The 22,683-nt window shown below is 59.1% G+C and carries 24 protein-coding genes; 2 read left to right on the top strand and 22 right to left on the bottom strand.

The annotated features are described in order from the left end of the window. Nucleotides 1-417: 417 nt before the first annotated feature. Nucleotides 418-1,302, top strand: a complete 885-nt coding sequence (locus tag A4A58_RS03640; protein ID WP_068729847.1) for a hypothetical protein — start codon at nt 418-420, stop codon at nt 1,300-1,302. Nucleotides 1,303-2,201: 899 nt separating this feature from the next. Continuing rightward, on the top strand, nt 2,202-2,915 hold the full coding sequence (locus A4A58_RS03645; protein WP_068729849.1) for a response regulator transcription factor: 714 nt from the start codon (nt 2,202-2,204) through the stop codon (nt 2,913-2,915). Nucleotides 2,916-3,084: 169 nt separating this feature from the next. Here the strand turns inward: A4A58_RS03645 and A4A58_RS03650 are convergent, their stop codons facing one another. The 22 genes from A4A58_RS03650 to A4A58_RS03755 form a co-directional block, all read right to left on the bottom strand. Further along, nucleotides 3,085-3,537: a hypothetical protein gene (locus A4A58_RS03650; RefSeq protein WP_068729851.1), complete on the bottom strand. Its 453-nt coding sequence runs from the start codon at nt 3,535-3,537 to the stop codon at nt 3,085-3,087. Further along, on the bottom strand, nt 3,534-4,043 hold the full coding sequence (locus A4A58_RS03655; protein ID WP_244499651.1) for a hypothetical protein: 510 nt from the start codon (nt 4,041-4,043) through the stop codon (nt 3,534-3,536). The genes A4A58_RS03650 and A4A58_RS03655 overlap by 4 nt, the downstream gene beginning before the upstream one ends. Before the next feature lie 15 nt (nt 4,044-4,058). Then, the gene (locus tag A4A58_RS03660) at nt 4,059-4,523 is read right to left on the bottom strand and encodes a rod-binding protein (protein WP_068729855.1); all 465 of its coding nucleotides are present in this window, start codon (nt 4,521-4,523) and stop codon (nt 4,059-4,061) included. A 36-nt stretch (nt 4,524-4,559) separates the two neighbouring features. Next, nucleotides 4,560-4,955: a hypothetical protein gene (locus tag A4A58_RS03665; RefSeq protein WP_068729857.1), complete on the bottom strand. Its 396-nt coding sequence runs from the start codon at nt 4,953-4,955 to the stop codon at nt 4,560-4,562. A gap of 6 nt (nt 4,956-4,961) precedes the next feature. Further along, a complete protein-coding gene (gene fliR / locus A4A58_RS03670) occupies nt 4,962-5,708 on the bottom strand; it encodes a flagellar biosynthesis protein FliR (protein WP_068729859.1) in 747 nt (248 codons plus the stop codon). Next, a complete protein-coding gene (gene flhA, locus A4A58_RS03675; RefSeq protein WP_068729860.1) occupies nt 5,705-7,792 on the bottom strand; it encodes a flagellar biosynthesis protein FlhA in 2,088 nt (695 codons plus the stop codon). The genes fliR and flhA overlap by 4 nt, the downstream gene beginning before the upstream one ends. A gap of 75 nt (nt 7,793-7,867) precedes the next feature. Beyond that, on the bottom strand, nt 7,868-8,134 hold the full coding sequence (gene fliQ, locus A4A58_RS03680) for a flagellar biosynthesis protein FliQ (protein ID WP_068729862.1): 267 nt from the start codon (nt 8,132-8,134) through the stop codon (nt 7,868-7,870). Nucleotides 8,135-8,137: 3 nt separating this feature from the next. Then, nucleotides 8,138-8,545 (bottom strand): flagellar hook assembly protein FlgD, encoded by a 408-nt coding sequence (gene flgD, locus A4A58_RS03685; protein ID WP_068729864.1) that lies wholly within the window; start codon nt 8,543-8,545, stop codon nt 8,138-8,140. A gap of 16 nt (nt 8,546-8,561) precedes the next feature. Beyond that, the gene (gene flbT, locus A4A58_RS03690) at nt 8,562-8,969 is read right to left on the bottom strand and encodes a flagellar biosynthesis repressor FlbT (protein ID WP_068730432.1); all 408 of its coding nucleotides are present in this window, start codon (nt 8,967-8,969) and stop codon (nt 8,562-8,564) included. Between the two features lie 8 nt (nt 8,970-8,977). Beyond that, nucleotides 8,978-9,325 (bottom strand): flagellar biosynthesis regulator FlaF, encoded by a 348-nt coding sequence (gene flaF / locus A4A58_RS03695; RefSeq protein ID WP_068729866.1) that lies wholly within the window; start codon nt 9,323-9,325, stop codon nt 8,978-8,980. A gap of 40 nt (nt 9,326-9,365) precedes the next feature. Then, nucleotides 9,366-10,409: a flagellar hook-associated family protein gene (locus A4A58_RS03700; protein WP_068729868.1), complete on the bottom strand. Its 1,044-nt coding sequence runs from the start codon at nt 10,407-10,409 to the stop codon at nt 9,366-9,368. A 5-nt stretch (nt 10,410-10,414) separates the two neighbouring features. Further along, nucleotides 10,415-11,884, bottom strand: coding sequence for a flagellar hook-associated protein FlgK (gene flgK, locus A4A58_RS03705; RefSeq protein ID WP_068729871.1), 1,470 nt, complete (start codon nt 11,882-11,884; stop codon nt 10,415-10,417). A gap of 32 nt (nt 11,885-11,916) precedes the next feature. Next, a complete protein-coding gene (locus tag A4A58_RS03710) occupies nt 11,917-13,167 on the bottom strand; it encodes a flagellar hook protein FlgE (protein WP_068729872.1) in 1,251 nt (416 codons plus the stop codon). Between the two features lie 74 nt (nt 13,168-13,241). Continuing rightward, on the bottom strand, nt 13,242-13,727 hold the full coding sequence (locus tag A4A58_RS03715) for a transglycosylase SLT domain-containing protein (protein WP_081421685.1): 486 nt from the start codon (nt 13,725-13,727) through the stop codon (nt 13,242-13,244). A gap of 43 nt (nt 13,728-13,770) precedes the next feature. After that, nucleotides 13,771-15,000 carry a flagellar hook-length control protein FliK gene (locus A4A58_RS03720; RefSeq protein WP_068729874.1) on the bottom strand — a complete coding sequence of 410 codons (1,230 nt, stop codon included), beginning with the start codon at nt 14,998-15,000 and terminating at the stop codon, nt 13,771-13,773. Further along, nucleotides 14,997-16,184 carry a chemotaxis protein gene (locus A4A58_RS03725; RefSeq protein ID WP_068729875.1) on the bottom strand — a complete coding sequence of 396 codons (1,188 nt, stop codon included), beginning with the start codon at nt 16,182-16,184 and terminating at the stop codon, nt 14,997-14,999. The genes A4A58_RS03720 and A4A58_RS03725 overlap by 4 nt, the downstream gene beginning before the upstream one ends. Beyond that, the gene (locus A4A58_RS03730) at nt 16,181-17,518 is read right to left on the bottom strand and encodes a MotB family protein (RefSeq protein WP_068729876.1); all 1,338 of its coding nucleotides are present in this window, start codon (nt 17,516-17,518) and stop codon (nt 16,181-16,183) included. The genes A4A58_RS03725 and A4A58_RS03730 overlap by 4 nt, the downstream gene beginning before the upstream one ends. 1 nt (nt 17,519) lies before the next feature. After that, nucleotides 17,520-18,215, bottom strand: coding sequence for a hypothetical protein (locus tag A4A58_RS03735; RefSeq protein WP_068729877.1), 696 nt, complete (start codon nt 18,213-18,215; stop codon nt 17,520-17,522). Continuing rightward, a complete protein-coding gene (fliF, locus tag A4A58_RS03740; RefSeq protein WP_068729879.1) occupies nt 18,212-19,855 on the bottom strand; it encodes a flagellar basal-body MS-ring/collar protein FliF in 1,644 nt (547 codons plus the stop codon). The genes A4A58_RS03735 and fliF overlap by 4 nt, the downstream gene beginning before the upstream one ends. A 129-nt stretch (nt 19,856-19,984) precedes the next feature. Further along, nucleotides 19,985-21,238 (bottom strand): flagellin, encoded by a 1,254-nt coding sequence (locus A4A58_RS03745; protein WP_081421686.1) that lies wholly within the window; start codon nt 21,236-21,238, stop codon nt 19,985-19,987. A 222-nt stretch (nt 21,239-21,460) separates the two neighbouring features. Continuing rightward, nucleotides 21,461-22,195, bottom strand: coding sequence for a flagellar type III secretion system pore protein FliP (gene fliP, locus A4A58_RS03750; RefSeq protein ID WP_068729883.1), 735 nt, complete (start codon nt 22,193-22,195; stop codon nt 21,461-21,463). Further along, nucleotides 22,192-22,677 (bottom strand): flagellar basal body-associated FliL family protein, encoded by a 486-nt coding sequence (locus A4A58_RS03755; protein WP_086936952.1) that lies wholly within the window; start codon nt 22,675-22,677, stop codon nt 22,192-22,194. Before A4A58_RS03755 ends, fliP begins: the two co-directional genes overlap by 4 nt. Nucleotides 22,678-22,683 lie beyond the last annotated feature (6 nt).

Genomic DNA, 22,683 nt, shown 5'->3' on the forward strand with positions numbered 1-22,683 from the left:
GATCTCACAGACTTTCGCGTGAGGCGGCCCGGCTCATCTATATTTGATGAATCAATTTCAATATTGTTTGGCTCTTCTTTGATTTGATTGCGTCGCATTTCATCAAGGATGCATGCGCTACGTGTCACGCTTTCAATCAAACGGCCGCCACGCGACGACGAGAAGCTCATCGGCCAGCAGTTTGTGACCACACGACTACCACACAAATAACTACACGATGGCTTTGCGCTCTTGTGCACTGCGTGTCAGTCCGCACGGCATCACTCGGTAGTATGATCATTGATCAGAAAATCCGCATCGGTCTGCGATGTGCAGCCACCTTCAGTTGATCATTTGCTCAGACACGCACCACGACGGCTTCGCGCAAGCTTCGCTTGTTACGCCGCTTTCACGATCTGATTGCCACTACAGACAGTCATGACCAATGCAAAGATCAGCATGACGATGTCCAAGATAACGTCGAATTCACGGTCAAGCGCTGTGGAAAACGGCAGCCTGTTTCGTGAGCAATCACCGAATTCACACTCCACGCCAAAACCTCATATCGCTGCTGCCGCCGCGATCGACGAGCTTCTCGCCAACGAAGCGCGGGCAAATATGCAACGCGCTCGCGCTTCCACCCTCGAAGAGCCGATCAAGGCAAAGGTGCGCTTCACTGTGCCGCCGGCCCGTATTGTCGCAAGACCGTTACAATCGCCGGCATGGAAAGCTCCCTTCTTCTCCCTGGCGATGGTGGTCGGCCTGTCAACGCTCGTTTCCGCTGGCGCAATTGCCTATCTGTTCCTGCGGCCGATGACATCTTCAGCCGTATCTGATGCGGATCTTCGCAGCCTTCGCGATTCCGTCGCGCAGTTACGACGGCAAGTTGCGGAGATGACTGGCGACGTGGCTAGCAGTCGCGCTGCCGTTGAAGCTGCCCGTACACAGGCCGCCGAACAGGCAAGCCGCGCACAAGATCGCGCCGACCGCGAACAAACGGCTCTGGCTGCGAAATTTGCACGCATTGCTGACGAGAAATCGCAACTGGTTCAGGCCGCGGCAACACTGGCGAACGCTCCCGATATCACCGGGACAGTGCAGCCTCAGGCGCAACGGCCAGCAACTACGTCTCGCGACGTTATTCCCGGCTGGCACGTGCGCCGCGCCTATGATGGCATCGCGGTGCTTGAGGGGAAGACCGGTGTGATTGAGGTCGTGCCGGGGCAGGATGTCCCCGCTCTCGGGCGAATCCAGGAAATCAAGAACGAAAACAACCGCTGGCAGGTTCTGACCAGCAGAGGCGTCATCCTTTCAGGTCGCTGAATCGATGCCTCGATCTGACTGATTGATACTAACGGCCACGCACAGGCAGGATGCTCGTGACACGCTGGATGACTACCAAGGACGACGCCGACAAGAACGGCAGCTTCGGATTCGCATCGAGCGATCCGAGTGTCCTATATGGCACGCTCTTGAGAGTGGATATCAGTATTGGCCGATGCCGGCTGATATCGGGCCCACGCAATCGCATGTTGCTGCCTCGCGCATGACGAACAGACTCTCGCTCCACATGTCCGCGCACGATAATCGATGCGTTTTTCCGTGTGGTACTCCACTGGTTCAAACCAATGAAGTCGCGACTGCATCTGTGATGGCACGCTGTGAGATAGTTCGATGCAAAACAGATCCGACAAAATCGTCGCCCTTCATGAATTATCCACTTGTTAGTTTGCTTCAACTGCATGGTTTGCAAGCACGACTCTTTGCAAATTTGTGCACCTCGACTAATTGATGATGCGGTATCATTTTGATGATCAGTATGCCGATTCGCGTGTGTGACAACTCGGGCAAGTCCAGCCGATCAAGCGCCAGATATCGACGATACGGCACGCGATCGGCCACTTCCCCCGTTTTGACATTAGCGCTGGTTCGGTTCTGCCACCGACCGTGCACGACCATGAGATGTCATGTCGTGTTCACATAGCGAGAGGGAGCTCTCTGAAACTACGGATGAATGCAAGCCGGAGAACGTGAGCTGACCGCATCACAGCATTGGGTATCCCGTAAAAAGCGACCGGCCTCCCATTGCAAGTCAGCGAATCGCTCAAAGGCTCATCCATCCGCTCAAGTAACTGTTGTGTTGCGTCTTCAAGACAAAAATGGGGCGAGTGCGCCTAATTCGACCCCATAACGATATCAAGGCGAACACGCAGGGGATTAAAATGTTTGTTGTAATCGATGACCGAGAGGGCGTCACACAAGGCTATGCGGCCGGGTTTGATCGCGAAGGGGTTGTATCGATTGGCTTCACGTCTACAGACTTTCGCGATTGGCTGGAATGTGCCGTTGGTAATGATTTAACTGTCATTCGGGCCTTTCTGCTGGGCGATTGTCCGGATCGGACGAGCATCCCATCCAGTATCCGCAACAGGTCACGGGCGCCGATCATTGCGCTCAACAGCCTAAAGCACCTCAAGCAGACCATTGAGTTGTTCGAAGCTGGCGTCGATGACGTGGTTCACGCGCCGGTCCACGTCCGCGAGATCATGGCACGAACGGCAGTTATTCGCCGCCGTACCATCGATCAGCATGAACCGGCACAAACGAGCGTGATTCGTGTCTTTCTCGATGGCCGCGACCCGGAGGTCGCCGGTCGCACTTTGATTCTGCCACGACGCGAACTACGCATTCTCGAACACCTGGTCGGGCATCAGGGCAAATGGCTGACGAAGACCCAGCTCTTCAACGCCATCTACGGTCTTTTCGATGCCAGCTTCGATGAGAATGTGATCGAAAGCCATGTGAGCAAGCTGCGCAAGAAGCTACGCGATCATCTCGGCTTCGACCCGATCGAATCGAAGCGTTATATGGGTTACCGACTGGACGATCTGAAGTCTCGTCCCACTAACGAAGCGCCTGTTTCAAAGGCGAACTAAGGCTCACGCCTTACGCGCAAGAGGACGCCGACTACGGCGTTGGCGTCCACCGCCTCCTCGAACTGCTGTGCAAGGCACAGAGATTCTCGCGTAACACGAAGTACCACACATCCACCACGCTAGATCATCGAGTATCACCGTACCACAGCGATGACCACTCACTGTAGCCTCAGCGGCGAATCTGATCCTTCGACACATAATTGAAATCCTGCACCAGGACTTCCTGCAGCGCCTCCGTCTGCAGACGCTTGTTGACCTGCGCGCGCACGGCCTGTGCGAATTGTGTGAGGTCGTAACGACCGAGATTCTTGAAATCGAGCTTCTGGTCGCCATAGATCATACGGAACGCTTCATCGACGACGAACGGCTCCGGCGGCACCGGAAGCTGACGTAAGACTTTGGCGTTAGCAGTGAAGACGAGCTGGGTGATGATATAACCCTGAACGCTGCCGTCGGCGATCATCGGCACATTGATCACCTTGACCTTTTCATAAACCAGACCTTCAGGTTGGTCCTGCTTCGCGGGCAATGCGGCCGCAGTCTCCTTCCAGTAGGAGATCCCGAAACTGGTACCCACAGTGACGAGGCAGGCCCAAATGCCTGTGATCAGCAGCCTCATCATTTGCGCTTGCCTGCGATCGCCAGTGAATAGGTGCCATCCGATTCAACCTCCTGGATCGAACGCGCGATGATCGCCGAGACCTCACGCACCGCATCGAGATGGATCTGTAACGCCGCTTGATTGCGGATCAGGCTGGCGCGCAACAGTGTGAGTTGCGGCGCGACGCGCGGATCGCTCTTGATGTCCTGAGTCAGCCGCATTGCCCGAGTCAGTTCGAGCAGGCCACGGTTCTTGCGCTGGCTGAAGCCGTCGAAATCCACTACGGCGCGAACCTCAAGCTTCTCCGTCTCCTCGTCGATGGTCGCCTTCAACCGATCGATCGCGGTCAACGCACTGCTTTGGGTGCCGAGCCATTGGCCAGGCGTATCGCCCGCCTCGCCAAAAACCGGGGCTTCCTGCGCAGCCGATTCAGGAAGGTCGGTCCCAGGCAAGGCCAGAGCCTGCGCCTCGACGAGGATGACTGAGGTCTGCTGTTCGATCTGTTCCATGTCGATCTCTACTGTCATGGCCGGAATCGGCCGTTAGCCTTCGGAAGTTGGAGCCGATGTCGGGCGCGATTTGGCCAGTTGCTTGGCGATGCCGACGCCATTGCCCTTGGCCATTTCATTGCCGATCTGCTCGGCGAGCATCGAACGCCAGATATTGCCGGCGGTACCCTTGCCGAACACGTCCTCGGCGTCCTTCGGCAGCATCGTTTCCACGAACATCTGCAGCACAAAGGCTTCGAATTTGCGGTAGACCGGATTGCTTCCCTCAGCCTTCCGGATGATCGGCGTTGACGCTATCTCTCCGCCGCTGACGGGGGCAGACTTCGCGCTCTGGGCCGTCTGACCCGCGGCGAATTCGTCCGCGATCGCGGATGCGAAATTCGCCTCGCCTGCCGGCGCCATACGCTCGAGCCTGGTTGCCGCCACGCGCTGGGCAGCCGGATCGGCCGCTTTCATGACATCCGCAATTAGATCGTTCGATACCGGGGCGACTGTCATGTCACGCCCTGCGTAGTTGTGAGAGCTTTCATCGGCCTATCCTCCCTCGATCGAGCGCCGCACGGCCTTGTCGACTTCATCTTCCAGAACCCGCTTTTCATCAGCCCGAACCGTGCGCCCGACCGCCGACTTCACCATCTTGAGCGCATGTTTCAGCTTGCGGCCTTCATCGCGTGCATGCGCCGCCAGTCTTTCCCTGGTCTTGGCCACGACGCCTTGCTCGATGCTGGCGGCGCGCAAACTCTGGCTCGCCGTCTGCACGGCGAGGTCCGGAAGCTTGCTCTCATCATTGAACCCTTCAAGAATGAGGCGCTGCTTCTCCTCAAGCTGGTTTTCCCGTGCCTGGCATTCCATCAGCTGCCACTCGGCAATCCGGTGCAGCCTGGCCTGCACGGCGGCGATACGGCGGATTTTGCGGTCGCGCTTCTGCATGGCTCGTCACCCGGACAGCCAGGACGCGAAGGCGATGCTGAATTGCAGCACCATTTCGCGGCCCGTGAGATAGAGCAGCAACAGACCGCCAGTGAGTACAAAGGGAATCGAGATAAAGTAGACGGGAATGCTTGGCGTCAGTTTATTGGCGAGACCGACCGCGAAATTGACGATGACAGCATAGATAACGAAAGGACTGGCGACCCGGAGCGCCAGCGTAAAGGCCATGGAGAGATGATCTACGAGTTGCGTTAACCCGCCCTCGGCACTGATTCCGGTCGCCGGCAGCCAGATCTGATAGGACCCGACCAGGCCGCGCAACAATTCCCAATGCTGGTCGGTTACAAAGAAGACCACCGTCGCAGTCAGCGTGATCAGCGGCACCAGCGCCGGCACATGCTCGCCATCGTCGGCGACACCGGGGAGGGTCAGCCCGATCCCCGACGCGACGAATGTGGCCATCGTTTCCAGCGCAGCGAAGAACATGCGTGCAGTGAGTCCAATGACCAGGCCCACCATCAGCTCGGACATGATCAGGCGGAGGAGATCCGGCGCCGTCGCCGCTTCTACAGCCGGGCGGACCGTGGACTCCAGCAGGGGGGTGAGCATCAAGGTGACGCTGATAGCGAGGAACAACCGGATCTGCGTCGGGATATTGACGCGGGAATAGCCCGGCGCCACCATCATGCAAGTCCCGATGCGGCAAAAGATCAGGAACGTAGCCAGGATGGAGACGGAGCTGCTTGCGATCAAGACACAGCTCCGAGCGACATTACCTCGGCTCCACGTGCGATCTCGACATGCGACAGCACCGGCAGCGTGGGGAACATGCGCTCGGTGATCATGCGAACATAAGGACGGACGTCAGGCGGCGCGACCAGCACCGCAGTGTCGCCATTGGCAGCCGCCTTGCGGACCGCAACCGACACGTCATCCGCAAATTGTTCGACCAACCGGGGATCGGCGTCGAATTCCACGATCTCACCCTTGCCGTCGCGCTTGATGCTCTGATGGAAGGCGAGGTCCCAGCGATTACCGAGGCGGAGCACCTTGAGCACGCCGTTGTCGGCGAAATCGCCGCAGATCTGCTGCGCAATGCGCATCCGCACATGCTCGGCCACATGCTCGGAACGACGCACATGCGGCGCGATCTCAGCGATGGCTTCCAGAATGAGATGCAGATTGCGGATCGAGATACGCTCGGCGAGCAGTAGCTTGAACACCGCCTGCAGCCCGGAATAGGAAATCTGCGATGGCACCATATCCTCGATCAGCCGCTTGTATTCGGGATCGAGCCGATCGATCAGTGCGCGGGTGTCCTTATAGGTAAGGAGCTGGGCCAGATTGTTGCGGACGACCTCGCTGAGATGTGTGAGCAGCACCGAGATATTGTCAGCAATCTTGAAGCCATCCTGTTTAACTTCGTCGATGAAAGTCTCCGGAACCCACATCGCCTTCATGCCGAAAGCGGGTTCGATTGTCTCGTCGCCCGGCACATCCGGCTTCCGGTCACCATCAAACAGCACCAGGGCTTCCCCGATGCGCAATTCGTGATGGGCCACAACCGTGCCGTAAATCTTGATGCGATATGATTTCGGGCCGATCGACAGATCGTCGGTCAGCTTGATCTCAGGAATGACGAAGCCGTATTGGGCGGCAAAACGCCGTCGAACCTTGGCAACACGATGCGCCAGTTCGCCATGGGCATTGAGCATCTGGATCGCAAGCTGACTGCCGACGCAGAGCTCGACATCGGAGGTCTTGAGCAATTCCTTGACGGAATCCCTGTTCTCGATCTGCGCCTTTTCCTGAACCTGCGCGATACGTGCCTGTTCCAGCTTGGCGCGGGCCGCCTGCTGACGTGGCAGCGAGAAGCTCATAAAGGTCATCGCGCTACCCAGCAGCGCGAATGGCAGGAACGGCAGGCCGGGGAGCAAGCCAAGCGCGAACATCATCATTGCAGCGACCGACTGGGCACGCGGATATTTTCCGAGCTGCTTCAGCACCATCTGCTCGGCAGAGCCGCGGGTACCGCCCTTGGAGACGAGCAGGCCAGCCGAGAGCGACACGATCAGCGCCGGGATCTGCGACACCAGACCGTCACCGACCGAGAGCTTGGTGAAGACGTCAGCGGCGCGTGACAGCTCCATACCATGATGGGTAACGCCGATGATGATGCCGCCAAAGATGTTGATGGCGGTGATAATCAGGCCGGCAATGGCGTCGCCGCGCACGAATTTCGAGGCGCCGTCCATGGCACCGAAGAACGAACTCTCCTCCTCCAGCTCGTGGCGCCGACGCTGCGCTTCCTTGTCATCGATCAGACCAGCTGACAGGTCGGCGTCGATCGCCATCTGCTTGCCCGGAATGGCGTCAAGCGAAAAACGAGCGCCAACTTCGGCGATACGCGTCGCACCCTTGGTGATCACCACGAAATTCACGGTAACGAGAATTGCAAAGATGATCAGGCCGATGACGAAATCACCGCCCATCACGAATTTGGCGAAGCCGGCGACGACATAGCCGGCGGCGTGTTCTCCCTCACCGCCATGCGACAGGATCACGCGTGTGGTCGCCACGTTGAGCGCCAAACGCAGGATGGTGGCGATCAGCAGCACGGTGGGAAATGCCGAGAAATCCAGCGGCCGCTGAATCCACAGCGACACCATCAGGATCAGCGCGGACAACGCGATCGAGAAGGCCAGGCCGAGGTCGATGAGGATCGTCGGAACCGGCAGCACCAGCATCACCAGAATGGTGACGATGCCGAATGCAAAGGCGACGTCCGTGCCGGCCCGCCGCTCGGCCGGCAGGGCTGAAATCATTACGTCGGCCATGGCAATTCTCGCACGAATATCATGGCCGCACTGTGCAGCGCCGACCTTGCGTGAAGATGGTGGAGACGACGGCGGCTAGAAGCCGCGTTCAATCCGGCCGTAGAGCACTTCGGTGAAGGCAAAGATGTGGGCTCCCATGAAGGAGCCGGTGACGGCGACCACTATCAACATCACCACGATCTTGGGGATGAAGGTCAACGTCATTTCCTGCACCTGGGTCAGCGCTTGCAGGAGGGCAATGACAATGCCCACGAACATCGCGGCGCCGACCGCCGGGCCGGCGGCAACGATGATGGTCCAGATCGCCTGCTGGGCGATATCAAGGGCGTCGCGCTCGTTCATGGTTCAGCTGATCGTGATGCCAGGTCCAAGGGAAACCTTAACCCCGCTCTCGAGCGTCGCGACCGCGCCGCCCTGGATGATATAGACTTCCTTGATCTTGCCGGTCGTGCTCGTGCCGGATTCGTCCGTGAAAGACGCAGTGCGGCCGATCAGCCCTTCAGCCTGAGACATCGCGCTGGTCGACAGCAGCGTATCGAGCTTTGCATTGGTCTGAACCGCCTGCTCGACGGACGACAACTGTGCAAGCTGGCTCATATATTCGGTTGAATCGGTCGGATTGGTGGGATCCTGGTTGCGCATCTGTGCGATCAGAAGCTGCAGGAAGCCGTTGTAGTCGATCATGTTGGTCGACGATGTCGTCGACGTCGTGTTGGTCGCGGATTTCGCGGCATCTACGCCATTGACGATCATCTTGCTCTCCTTGGGTTCAGGCCACGACCGGAAGCAGCATGTCGGCGCTGCTCAGAATCGCCTGCTCGATCTCAAACAGGCCACGGATTTTCCGTAGCGCCTCGTAATAGCGTTTCGCTTCGACAAGCTCCTCAATCGCATCGAGGCCTTGCAGCAGCTCCTTATTGTCGGCTGCAGCGTAGATCGCACAGCGCTGATGCCCGAAGACCGCACGCGCCTGTTCGATATCGCCCGGACTCATCAACATCAGCTGCACGACGAAATAGAGCTGCCGGAGCGGCGTTGTCGCGTCGGCGACCTGCATAACCTGACTTTCCAGCATGAAAGTCACGTCATTGATCAGTTCCAGCGTCACCTTGCGGTCGACCCGCAAAACTGCGCCGTTAATGTAGATTTTCTCGCCCGATCGCAGCGATATGCACATTGGCTTCTTCATGCCAGCGAATCCCGGATGACGATATTGATCGCAACGAGATCGCTCACGTCCGACAACTGCCCTTCCCGGAGGCGCTCGGCTTCCTTGATGACCCAGAGACCAATCGAAATCAGCTGCGCTCGCAACTGCTCCGGCAGACCGTTTCGTGGATTCGACAGATCTTGTATGAAGAAGGTCCAGAGATTACGAATATAGAGTAAGGCATCTGTTTCTTCGGATGAAGCAAGCGCTCCGCTCTGGATTTTCTGAAGTAGTTTAATTCCGTGATTGAGCGCTTGTTGTTCCCTGGATCGCGCCTCGCGGCCGCTATCCTCGATTTCCGCGTCGTAACCTGCCAGTGTCATTTCAATCGATAACCTGTTGCTTCATAGATCAGCCCACCTATCAGAGATAATTGAGGATGCTGAGGTTCTGAATTTGCGCGGTCAGCGCATGCGACATCTCCAACTGATTTTTCAGAGAGTTGACCCGGACGGATGCCTCTTCCGGATCGACCACTTCCATCGCGTTGATCTGCCTGTTGACGATGTCGGTCTGCACCTTGAGACGACTGGTAGCATTTGTTGTCTGTTCTTGCGCGGTTCCGAGGCGTGCACCGACACTCGCAAGGTCGGACACCGAACCGCCGACCAGCAGCAGCGCCTTGTCCGTAACGGCCTGGAACGCGCTCTGATTCAGAGCTTCCAGACCAAGCCCGCTGAGCATCGTGTAGGCCATCGCCAGATTGCGGAATGCCTTATCATTGGCGCTGGCGGAGGAATCGACGGTTTGTGTCGTAGAGATGCGACTGCGCATGACCTGATCGGATGCCGAAGACCAGTTCGTTCCCCAAGCCGGATCGTCGAATTCGGTCGCAAACGCATTGTCGAGGAAGTTATTCATGGCGGCGGGGGTTATATTTACGGCAGCCACGTCACCGGGCGGAAAGCCAAAAGCGGCATTAAAAGCCGCATCGATCGCCGTCTTGCTGGCCGAACCGGTCTGATAAGGCGTCATCGGCTGTTGCGCCGTGTTGATGCCGGCGAACAGATACTGTCCGTCCATCGAAACATTGAGCGTCGTGAGAAGCGACTGGAGGTTCGACGCTGCCGGCTGGGCGATGATGACGCCGCCATTTGCCGAATTGCGTGCCGCCAGCAGATCCTTCTGGAAGGACTGTGCCGTCTCGATCAATTGCGAAACACGCTCCTGCGTGACGTCCAGGCGGGCACTCACGAGTGCATTGGTATCGACGATTTTCTCCATATCGAGAAGCTCCGCACGCAGGGTCACGTCGCGACCTGTGAGTGCACCAAGACTCCCCCCGACGTCAGCGAGCCTTCCTGTCGTCGCCTCCTTGGTGGCCTTTGAGATCGCCACCTGGCTTTTCGACGCGGAGATGCGCAGGGTGGTCGAGATCGAGTTCGATGAAATGAAATTTGTAGCCATATCGATTATCCCACCGCCATCAGAAGTTCTTTCAGCATGTCGTCAATCGTTGAGATCAGCTTCGACGATGCCGAGAAAGTGCGTTCGACCTGCAACATGAAGGTCATCTCATCATCCATGTTGACGCCATTGACGTTCGACAACGCATCGGCGCTGCGCTCCAGGAGCGTCTGGCTATAGGTGGCGTCGTCGCCGACGCTCTTGCGTTGCGATTCCAGCCAGCTCACCGAGGAGCCGGCAAAATCGACGAGGCTGCCGCTAGGCTTGCCGAGCGCGGCCGGATCATAGGTTCGGGATGCCGCCATGCCATCGACTAAGCCTTGAATGCGGGCGAAGAAACCCGCCTCACCGCCGGCATTGTAGACGTAATTAACGCCATTGATCCCACCATCGCGGATCAGGCTCGGATTGCCGCCAAGGGCCTGATCGACCAGGGCCGTCACCTTGATCGTGCCGGCGAGTCCGGTATTGATCACGCCCGTGGCCGGCATTCCGGGTCCACCGGCATAGGTGAAGAGGCCGGCTTGGTCTGGTCCAGCGGCAGCACTCTGATCCTTCTCGGCAAAAATCTCGATCACGGCGCGCGCAACTTCGTCGAGCTGATTCTGATAGGTCACCATCTTGTCGTCGCGAAGCGTCGCCAGGCCAGCGAGCTTGCCGGAGCCGATCGGCATGATCGCATTAGCGCCGGTAACGGGAACGCCATCGATGACCACAGCGTTACCCGTTGTGGCGGCCGTGTAGGAATTTGTCGGAGCGAAGGTTACGGAGCGAGCGGTACGCTCGAACAACGTGACCCCGGAATCCGTATAGACAACCATGTCATTGTTCGCGCGGGTGGCAAACGTGATTCCAACCTCTTGGGACAGCTTCGACAGGATACTGTCGCGCGTATCAAGGTAGTCGGTGACGTCGGAGCCGGAGATCGTTCCCTTGATGATCGCCGTATTGACCGTCTCGAATTGCGCCAGAAGCTGATTGATATTCCCGACCGACGTCGCCATTTCGGCGTCGGCATCCGCGCGAACAGTCTGCACGGTGTTGGTCGAATCGTTCAGCGATGCGGCAACATTTTTGGCCGCCGTGACGGCGGAATTCGCGAACGTTACGTTATCCGGCGCCGATGCATATTGCTGCAGGGCGCTTTTCAGCTTGGCCAGTTGCGCCGCGGCAGACTGATCGAGCTCGGGGTCGTCGATGGTGACAGCCGCAACCTTCTGCAGACCGTTATAAAGGGCATCCTGCTGTGCGGTGTTCGATACCGCCTTGACGACATTGTTGAACAAGCCGGCGCTGGCGGCCCGCTGAATACCACTGACATAGACACCGCTGCCCGGCTGGGAAACGATCAGAGCATTCTTGCGGGAGTAGCCGTCCTGATGCAGGCCGGCGACGTTGCGCGAGATGACGGAAGACTGGACACCCGACGCCATAAGCGACGAGCGGGCCGAATTGAGTGCGACCGTAAGTGACATTAGAGACTCCCGTCAGTGATCCGCGCTGTGCGCTAGCGCTTCAGGTTGACGAGTACGTCGAGCAAGTCCGCACCGGTCTGAAACACCTTGGAATTCGCGGTGTAGCCACGCTGCGACTCGATCATCGCTGTGAGCTCGTTGGCCAGATCGACGTTAGATGCTTCGAGCGCTTCCGGCTTGATGGTACCGAGACCGCTATTGCCCGCGAAATCGACCTGGATGTTGCCGGAGTTGGTGCTGATCGAATAGACATTCCCGACTTCGGGCGAGAGATTGTCGGGACTCGGTACCGTCGCCAGCGGGATCTTGTAGCTCGCGATTCGCGTGCCGTCGTCGAAGATCGAATACATGGTGCCGTCTGAGCTCACCTCCACACGGTCGAGCGCGCTCGGCGCGTTGCCGTTGGTCGTGGCCTTGAACTGGAACTCGTCCGCGACCTGCGTCATACTCGACATATCGAAAGTGACGGGCGAGCCGCCCGGGATTGTGAAGGCCATCGAGGTCGGGCTCGCGGCAGCGAGGCGGCCCTTGCCGGTGGCGCTGACGTCGAAGGTAAATGTCTGGGTGGTGCCCAGCTGCGACCCGGCCGCATAGGGGAAGCCGCCGCCTGCTGCCGCGCCTGCGCTGTTGTAGATCTGCACATCCCATGTATTGGCGGCTGTCTTGAACATGTACATGTCAAGTTTCACCGCATTTCCAATATTATCGTAGGTGATGACCGACGTTTTCGACGTAAAATTCGGCGGTCCGGCGCTGATCGCAGCATTGGAATCCAGGTTGGCGCTACTGATGCCTGCCTGGGTCGTCGGATTTCCCAACAAGGACTGCTGCGCGATGTTTACGACCTCGAGATTGCCGAGGCCGTTGGCAACGACGTTCGGCTGGGCGCCATTCTTGATGTTGTAGCCCATCAGATAGTAGCCACCGGTATTGTAGAGATTCCCCTGGCCATCCGGAACGAAAGAGCCAGCGCGCGTCAGGTAAGGCGTGCCTCCTGCGTCGCTGACAACGAAGAATCCGTTGCCCTGGATCGCCAAATCGGTCGCGGACGTCGTATAATTCATCGTACCGGGATCAGAGATCGCGTAACGAACCTGCGTCTCGACACTACCGGAATTGTAGTTTCCGGTTCCGCTGCGAAGGATAAGGGAGGAGAATTCCGTCGAGGCGCGCTTGTAGCCCGTGGTATTCACGTTCGCGATATTGTCAGCGACCGTCGCCAGTTTGTTCGACTGCGCGTTCATGCCGGAGCCGCCTGTGCGCATCACCCCATACAGACTCATCGATTATCCTCCGTTTCACGTGTGAAGTATTAGAATTGAAGTTGCTTGTGCGAGGCTGGTGGTTATCCACAGGGTCATCGTGACGCAGTGCGTTCCGCGCAGAAGTCGCGCGCCTTGCTCGTCCATGACCCGAATCCGCTCGCGACAAGACTGCCGATAACACTGCAGATGTAGCGTTTTTGGCCGACGATATTGGTCGGCCCGGCATTGTAGCGCGCGACAGCCATCGTCCAGTTTCCCTCGCGCTCACGCAGATCTTTCAGAAATCGCGCGGCATAATCGACATTGCGCGCGGGATCGAACATCGCTTCCACGCTGGGAAACTTCTCGCCGTGATAGCGATGATTGATCTGCATGCAGCCGAGATCGACCAGCTTGGCGCCCTTGTTTTTTTCTTCTGCGAAGCGCGTAACGGCATTGCGCAGATCGGTGGCCAGCACCGTCTTGCCGTCGACGTTGAGCGCATAGGGATTCAGCACACCCTTGCGCCCGGTCTCGCTGAGACCGACCGCAAAGAGAACGCCGAGTGGCACATTGTGGCGGCGTGCCGCGCGCGCCATCTCCCGTTCGCACGGCCCCTCGGCTCGAGCGTCCGTTACAGCGCTAGATATAAACAGTGCTGCTGCGAACCCGACTGCTATTCTGATCCTGCTGCCGTTCTGACGGCCTTGGCGATTGCTCATGATCCTGCCTGTTATGCCGTGCGCCGCTCTGTGCATCGCCGGACGACCGGCCCGAAGAACCACCGTCCGCCTGCGATCCGCCTGACGAGGGCAGCGAAGAACGTTGGTCCGACGGGGCTTGTTGTTGCTGTTGCTGCTGACCGTTGTTCAGATTTGCGTCAGGGGTGCGGGTATGATCGATCGCCGCGATATCGAAGGTATAGCCAGCCGACTGCATGGCGTCGGTAAGCGCACCGCGCTCCTGCCGCAGCATCTGCGTGGTTTCGTAGCGATCCGCAGTGAGATGAATCTCCACGGAATCGCCGGCAAGCCGCATCTTCACCGTGACAGAGCCGAGATTGGGCGGATCGAGTTCGAGCGTCATCATGCGCACCGGCCGGCTATCCGCAGCTTTGTTCGTTTCGAGCCCCGGCGCGTCAGCCGCGCGAGCCCCTTCAGGTGATGCGACGGTCACCAGATCAGTAGCCATCCGATCGACGATCTTCTGCAGCGTCGTCACCTGTTGCACGGGTTCGAAATGCGTCTCTTGCTCACGGACGACCGCCTTCGCAACCGGAAGCGGCTTGGTATCCGTCGTCTCGACCGCCAACGTAAATCGTTGCGTGGCAGCCGCATCGGCGTCAGGCACGTCGGCTGTTGCGGCTTGAATGAGCTTGGCGGGATCGCGCGGAGCATCATCTGTCTTCACGTCCGGTACCGAGATGCGAGCCACCGCCTTGTCATCGCTTGGCAAAGGTGAGTGTGCGTGATCGAGTTTGGCCATTACCGCGCTGAGCGCGGGATCCGGTCCGCGCCAGGGTGCAGATTTTGTCGCGCTCTCGTCGCCCTTCGTGGCCTTTGAATCGTCATCATCGGCTTGATCGTCGCTGACGTTTGGCTTTTGCGCGACTTCACCCGTCAATTCCGCAAGAACGGATGCCGCGTCGAGCATCGGCTTTGCGTCGACGATTTTCGCGTCATCGACTGTCTTGGCAACATGCGGCGTGACTGTTTTGGTCTCCTTTGAGACCAGGCGGAGCTGCTCGCGAAAATGATCGGCCTTCTCCTTGCCGTCCTTGGCATGGGCACCGCCGTTCAATCCGCCTTTCGTCCCAGTCTTTCCGGCCGCTGTCTGGCGAAGCGCTGCCATCAGGAGATCGGCATTGTTCATCGGGTTTTCTCCTTTAATTGCTCCTGCGACGCATCGAGCAGCTTTTGCGCGCGGTCGACGGCGGCGAGAGAGCGGCTGAAATCAATGCGCGGCCGCATGGCCGTCTTCGCTTCGCTGCTTCCGTCGCTCTTGGCTTTTGCCTCCGGCAGCGCCTTTCGAACATTCAGTCCAATGGCAAGCGCCGCGGTTTGCAGTTCGACATCACGTTCGGACAGTTTTGCCTTGTCGATCTGCTCAAGCTCGGCGATTGCCGTACTGTGTGCAGATGTGGCAACGCGTGCCGCGGCACGATACAGGCGCGCGCGTACACGCTCGGCGCTGTCGTCATCGGACAATGCAAATACACGGTCGGCGGCTAGCACCGTCATTTCAGTCTTGCCGCGAACCAATGCCGTTCTTGCAATCAGAAGATAGAGTGCCCGCTGGCTTGCCCGATCGAGATGATCGAGCACGGCGACAAGACGCGGGAAACGATCGGGGCGTTGAACGAAGCTGAAGCGTGCAACAGAGAGCGCAAAGCGCTGACGGAAATTGCCCGCATAGATAGAATGCCGATATCGGCGAAAGTAACGCACCGCGAGGGCTTCGAATTTGTCGAAGTCGTCGTCCTGTCCAACGATGAAAATCTCCCGACGCAGTGCCGCTTCCTCGACCAGCGTGCCCGGCATCATCAACCGCACCTCGTCGAGCAATGCGATCGCCACCTTCAGGTCGTCCTGCGCAACCAGTGCCGATTGCACCAGCGCAATCTCCGCACCGAGTGCTGCAGGTAGACTACGTGGCTTGATATTGGCGAGCTTCGATTTCGCTTCGTCCGTGCGCCCTTCGACATAGGCGATGGCGCCATCGACAATGGCCTCGTCAATGTTCAGCACGTTGCGGGAGCGCAGGCTCGCGACCACTTGCGGAGACCCGCCACTCAAGAGGAAGGTGACAGCTGCGCGCGAATTGCGCGGCTCCTTCCAGACGGCGGCATCGGCCTTCAGGAAGCTCTCACCCAGGCGCTTCAGCAGGGCAGGTTGGGAATTGTGAGCGTCGAGATCGCCGCGCGCAATCTGATCTTGCAACATCTGCAATGAACGAACCATCTGATACGGCTCGCGCATCTGGTCATCGGCCGGTTGCGCATGTGCGCTGCCAAGACAGGCTAGAAGCGTTGCTGCAATGATCCTGGCGCTGGTCATAGCACGGGAGCACGGATCAGAAGCTCGATCCGTCGGTTCTGCGCGGCAAGCGGGTCGTTCTGAATTTTCGGCCGGCGGTCCGCATAGCCCTCGATGCGCTCGACCCGCCCGGCGTCGAGGCCGCCGCGCACCAGCATGTGATACGCCATATGCGCACGTGCGGTCGAAAGCCGCCAATTGTCGTATTCCGATGTGCGATAGACGCGGCTATCGGTGTGACCACGCACGATGACCTGGCCGCGGTTCTGCGCGATCATCGGCGTGATCTTATCGAGCGCACGGACGAGACCGGGCGTGGGCTCGGCGGAGCCGTTGGCAAACATTCCGTAATTCACGTCATCCGTCAGATTGATCAGGAGGCCTTCGGGGGTTTCCCTCACTTCGGCCACCGGACGCGCCGGCCCAATGGCGGCCAGCGCCGCCGAGATTGCGGCCTGGAGTTTGGCGGCATCCATCGGTTGGGCTTTTTCTGCCTGGGCGGGCGCCTTGTCAGGCTGCGTTTGGGATTTGTCAGCCGGCGCCGTTGCCTTGTCTGCCTGCGCCGGTTGCGGACGACCCGCTGCCGGATTGGACTTGTCGCCATCGTCAGCAAACAACCCGGCGGGCTTCGGTGCCTCCTGCTTGTCGGATTTCGCGGGAGTTGAATTCGATCCGGACATTTCCTGCCCCGGGGTGCCGGTGGCGTCAGGCTTGGCATCGAGCGGGCGCGGCTCCTGGCCCTCACTAGCTGCAGCAGCAATATCCTCGCCGAACGGAAGGCTGCCCGCGTCCTTGCGTCCCGACAGCTTCTTCTCGAGCGACGAGATCGACGCCATCGGCCAGTTGATCGGATCGAAGGGGTCTCGATAGGCCTCTCCGCCTTTCAGCCCTTCTTTGCGATTTGGATCGAGCGCCGCGCTGGTCTGCCCCGGACGCGGTGGACCGCCGGCAATCTCCGACAGCACCGCATAAGGATCGCGAAACAACGTCGCCTCGCCATAGCGTGGCTGCGGAGGCTGCGGACGCGCGAGCGAATCCGTCGGCTGACCTGGCTCCGGATGCGGCCACTTGCTCTCGCCTTCCACGGCCTTTCCGGGGTCCACCCGTCGGGCATCGTTGATGCCTTTCCGATCCGGCGTCGAGTCCGTCAGCTTGATCGGATTGAAATAGGTGGCAACGCTCTCACGCGTTTCCTGATTGGTGGCATTGATCAGCCACATCACCAGGAAGAATGCCATCATCGCCGTCATGAAGTCGGCGTAAGCGATTTTCCAGACACTGTTCTTCGTCTCGCCGCTCTCAAGCGAACTGCGGCGGCGGATGATCACTATTTCTGGCGGAAGCGGATCGGCCATCTCAGCTTTGGACCGCCATTTTCAAGCGCTCGGTCCATATCTTGAGCTGGGTCTCAAGCACGATCTGGTCGACGACAATCGACGCTTCTGTTTCGGGGCCGGCACGCAACTCCGATGCAATGGCGCGGACGCCGAGCTTGCTGCGGATCAATTCGAGCAAGTCCGATGGACCGGTGATGCGCAGGACCGGACGGCGGCTATCGGTTGTGATTGACGACAAATGCTCGATGAACGCAGTGACGGCCTGCTTCTGTACGGCGTTACTGATGAGCGGCTCGAGAAGTCGAGCGGCTACGCCAGCGATTCTTCCCTGCAACTGGTCGCCCATTTCGGCGATATCGCCGGCGAGCTTGGCCGCCGTCTCGTTGAGCAATTGCTGCCGTTCTTCGGCGACCTGCACCGCAAGTGCCTGCTTCTCCTGCTCCAGGCGCTGTTCGAACTCGGCGAGTGCACTCGCATAGCCTTCGGCGCGACCGCGCTCATAGCCATCATCCTCCTGCACGAGAGGCGGCTTTGGCTGCATCTGCGGCTGCGGTTGAAACGACGGTTGCTGCTTTGCCTTTTGCAGAAGCGGCTGATGTTGCGGCTGCACGCTGGAGTGATGCAGATGGTCGAACGGAACGACGCGGCTGCGTGTTTTTGGCGGCTCCGGTCGATCGAAATCGGCGATCAGACGTGCGACTTGCTCTGCGCTCATACCGCTTCCTCTTGTCTGATCCATTGTTTCAGAATCGCTGCCGCCTGCTTCTCATCAAGCTGGATGATCTGTTCCAGCCGCTTCTGTGGCGTATTCTGCATACTGCTCGAGACATCCTGGATAAGATTGGGCGGAGCCTCGCCTCCTGACAGAGCCGCGGCCGCCATCGTGCTGCCGCCACTGAGCAGCGCATTCGTCTCCGCTTGGAACTGCGTTGTCTCGTCCGTCTTCGCGCTGGCCAGGATCGTATTGATCGCGGGGCGCAGACCGAACCAGATCAGCATGCCGGCCACGGCTAGAATGGTGATGGCACTCACGAGACTGCCCGCTTGGCGCATCATCACCTCTGTGAAGGTGATCGACGGCACCGGCGCGAGATCGCGCGCACCTTCCATGAATTCGACCGCCGAAACCTGAATCTGGTCGCCGCGGGGGCGATCGATGCCAGCTGCGGTCGCAGCAATCTGCGAGATCTCCGCGACCTTGGCTTCGATCGCAGCATCGCTCACCTTGTCGCCAAGGCTCGCAATGAGACGCGGCCGATTGACCAGAACGGCAAGGAACATCTTGTTCACCACGAAACCATCGCTCGTGGTCGTCACCGTCTTCGACGACACTTCGTAGTTGGTGATGTCTTCACGGCGCTGCTTCTCATCATTCTGATTCTTGGCACCGGTCGCATTGACCTGCTGATCTGGCAGGTTCTGCTGAACGGTTGTCGGCTGTTGTCGATCGAGGCTCTGCGACGTTTCCTTCTCTCGAACGGCGCGCACTGAGCGCTGCACCCGCGAATCCGGATCGTAGACCGTCTCGTTGGTCTGTTTCTTGTCGGTCGACAGTTGGGTCGCAACGCTGACCTCGAAGTTATCGAGCCCCAGATAGGGTGTCAGTGCCCGGCTCACATTCTCCTGGATCGAGCGGCTGACGACCTTCTGCAAATTAGCCATCGTGGTCGGCGTTGCCCCGACGCTGCCGCTGCCATCATCATCCGAAAGCAGCGAACCGTCACTATCGAGCACGGTGACCTTGTCCGCGGTCATTCCCGGCACGGCCGCAGCTACGAGATGGCGCACAGAACGTGCCGTGCGTGCATCCGCCAGACCATCCGTTCGCAATACGACCGAAGCCGACGGCGGCGACTGCTCACGCCGGAACGAGCCACGCGCAGGCATCACGATATGGACGCGCGCCGCCTTGACCCCTTTGAGAACCTGGATCGTCCGCGCAATCTCGCCCTCCAGCGCACGCACGCGCGTGATTTCCTGCATGAATGACGTCAGGCCGAGCGAGCCAATCTTGTCGAACAGCTCGTAGCCGCCACCGGTGGTGCTGGGCAGGCCCTTGTCGGCCAGCAGCGTACGCGCCTGCGCCGTCTGGCCGGGACGGACATAGACCGTATCGCCTGCCGTATTCAGATCGAAAGCGATATTCGCGTCGCGCAGCACCGAGCTGACACGCGTCACGTCCTCGCGACTGAGCCCCGAATAGAGAACATTGTATTCCGGCCGGCTTATGTAGTATGCGCCGCCGCCAACGCCGCCGAACACAGCGAGGCCAACCACCGCGAGCAGAATGAGACGCTTCGTACCCAGCTCAAGCAGATTGTTCCAGAGCTTCTGCGCGTGCTCGCGATTGACCATAAATACCCCTGCCCACTTCCGAATCGATCATCGATTGTGAAGCTTGTCCGAGGGTTACGGAGAGCTGGAAAGCGAAATGGCCGCGACCTTGATGGGTCGCGGCCATTCCTGTTCACGATGTGAGAGCGATTAGCCGCGGAACAGCGACAGGATGCTCTGGCTGCCGGCGTTGGCGATCGACAGCGCCTGGATGCCCAGCTGCTGCTGCGTCTGCAAGGCCTGGAGGCGGGTCGATTCGGCGTTCATGTCTGCGTCGACGAGCTGGCCGATACCGCGATCGAGCGAGTCAGTCAGGGTCTTGACGAAGTTCTGCTGCAGGCCAATGCGGTTCTTGATGGCGCCGAGGTTGGTAGCGGAGTCAGTGATCTTGGCCAGTGCCTTGTCGGTACCCGAGATGTAGGTCTCGAGCTTGGCGAGGTCCGCCGCGTTGTCGGTGAGCTTCGAGATGTCCATCGACGAAACACTGAAGGTTTCCCAGGCAGTGCCGGTATAGGCGTCCATGGTGCCGTCGAGAACGCCCTTCTTGGAGTCGAGGGGCGCGGCAAGCGCGGTCAGTGTGACAGCGGGGCCGAAGCCGGCAACGCTGGCATCGACCGCAACGTTGGCGTCGTTGCGGCTCTTGAATGCGAGCTGCGTGCCATTGCCCGCGATACCAACCGTCAGACCTTCGATGCCGAGCGAGTTGATCGCCGCGGCAACGTCATTGATCGACGAACCCTTGGCGATCGAGACGTTGATCGCCGCAGCGGCACCGACGGTCACCGTGATGTTGCCGCCGACGTCGGTGGCAGCAGCATAGGCCGTGCTGGTACCCGTCGGGAACGTCTGGGCAATATAGGCCGTGTCAACATTCGCGTCGTAGAGCTTGATCGCATTGAGGTCGACCGAGAGCGTGTCAATCTGGACGGCGCCGCCGGCGCGGGAGAACGACGACACGACGCTCTTGGTCGCGTTGTAGCTGGCGCTGCTCGAATCACCCGAGATCCAGTTCTCACCGTTGAAAACCGCGCTGTCGGCGGTGTTCTTCAGCTGCTTCTGCAGTTCGGTGATTTCGCTCTGGATCTTCGCGCGGTCAACGCCCGGCGTACGGGCAGCAACCAGCTTGGCCTTGATCGACGACACGACGTCAACCGTGGCGCTCAGGCCGGTATACATCGTGTCGATGGTCGCAGCGCCGAGACCGAGAGCGTCCTGCACGGCGCCCAGAGCCTGAACGTCCGAACGCATCGTGGTGGCGATCGACCAGTAAGCGGCATTGTCCGAAGCGGTCGACACGCGATAGCCGGTCGAGATACGGTTCATCGTGGTGGAGAGGTTGGCATCGACCGAGCGCAGGGTCTGCAGCGCGGTCATGGCCTGGGAGTTGGTCATCAAGCTAGACATCGTATGTCCCTTTAATTTGATTGATTTGCTGGGGACATACCGGACTTTCACCGGTACGAGAGGGCGGCATCATGCCTTTGGAATGTCGATATCTGATCGACCCAACCTGTCGTGAATTGCAAGCTATCCGCCAAACCTTACCCAAAGCTGAAGGGAGCGGCGGCTCGTATAGTTAACAGCGATCATTTGATTCGTCACTTACCTTGTGATGAATCAAATGATCTAGAGAAATGACTTCACAAGACCAACTGCGAGCAAATTCCAGCCGTCGATCAGTACGAAGAATAGTACCTTGAACGGTAGCGCGAATACCGTGGGCGGCATCATCATCATGCCCATCGACATCGTTAGCGTTGCAACGATCATGTCGATCACCAAGAACGGCATGACGACAAGAAAGCCGATTTCGAATGCGCGGCGAAGTTCCGACACCATGAAAGCCGGAATGATGATTCGCAGGTCGATCCGCTGACCTTCGAGTTTGATCTTCATGCTCTCGGCAGCGAGGTTCTCGAAGGTCTGCAGATCCTTTTCACGTACGTGCTGCAACATGAAATCCCGGAATGGGTCTGTGACCCGCGAATAGGCTTCCTGCTCGGTGATCTCATTCTTCATCAGGGGCTGAAGGCCATTCTGCCACGCGCGATCGAAAGTCGGCGCCATCACATAGAATGTGAGGAACAGCGCAAGGCTGATCATCACGATGTTCGCCGGCGTAGTCTGCAGGCCGAGCCCCGTGCGCAGGAATGAGAGCGCAACGACAAACCGCGTGAAGCTCGTCACCATGATGAGCAAGCCTGGCGCCAATGAGAGCACCGTCAGCAGCGCGACCATCTGGATGATTCGTCCGCTGGCGCTGCCTTCGCCCTGCGGAAGCAGGGTCGACAGATCCGGAACCTGCGCCACTGCAGCCGTCGGCAGAAGCACCAGGAGCAGGATCGGAATGATACGCTTCATTGCACCACCAGCGTCTCGATAATCAGCTCACGAACCTTGCCGCTCGAGCGCGTAAGCGCGCGCTCATTCAGGTCTTCCCGCAGATATTGCAGGCCGCGGGCGCCCTCGATCTGGGCCGGTGTGAGCGTGCGCAGATAGGCCGCAACATCCTCGCCGATGCGGGCGACCACGATACTCGCCTCCTCCTCGGTCAATTTATCGGTCACGATCGATGCCTCCATGCGAATCCAGGCATTTGGCGGCGCCGCCAGATTGGTCACGACCGGTGTGATCTTGCGCAGACGATCATTGGCATTGAAGGCCGACGAGATCGGCTTTTCTGGGACTTCCTTCTGGCTTTCACTGATGCGCTGGAACGTCGACATCAAATGCAGGCTTGCCAGCGCTCCAGCCCCGACCGAGAGCGCGGTGACGAGCAGCAGGGCGCCAAACCACTGCATGAAGCCAGGACGCTGACCTTCATTCGCGGTGTCATCGGCCATAAGCGA

This window comes from Tardiphaga robiniae (genome assembly GCF_001618955.1).
Classification (GTDB): domain Bacteria; phylum Pseudomonadota; class Alphaproteobacteria; order Rhizobiales; family Xanthobacteraceae; genus Tardiphaga; species Tardiphaga robiniae_A.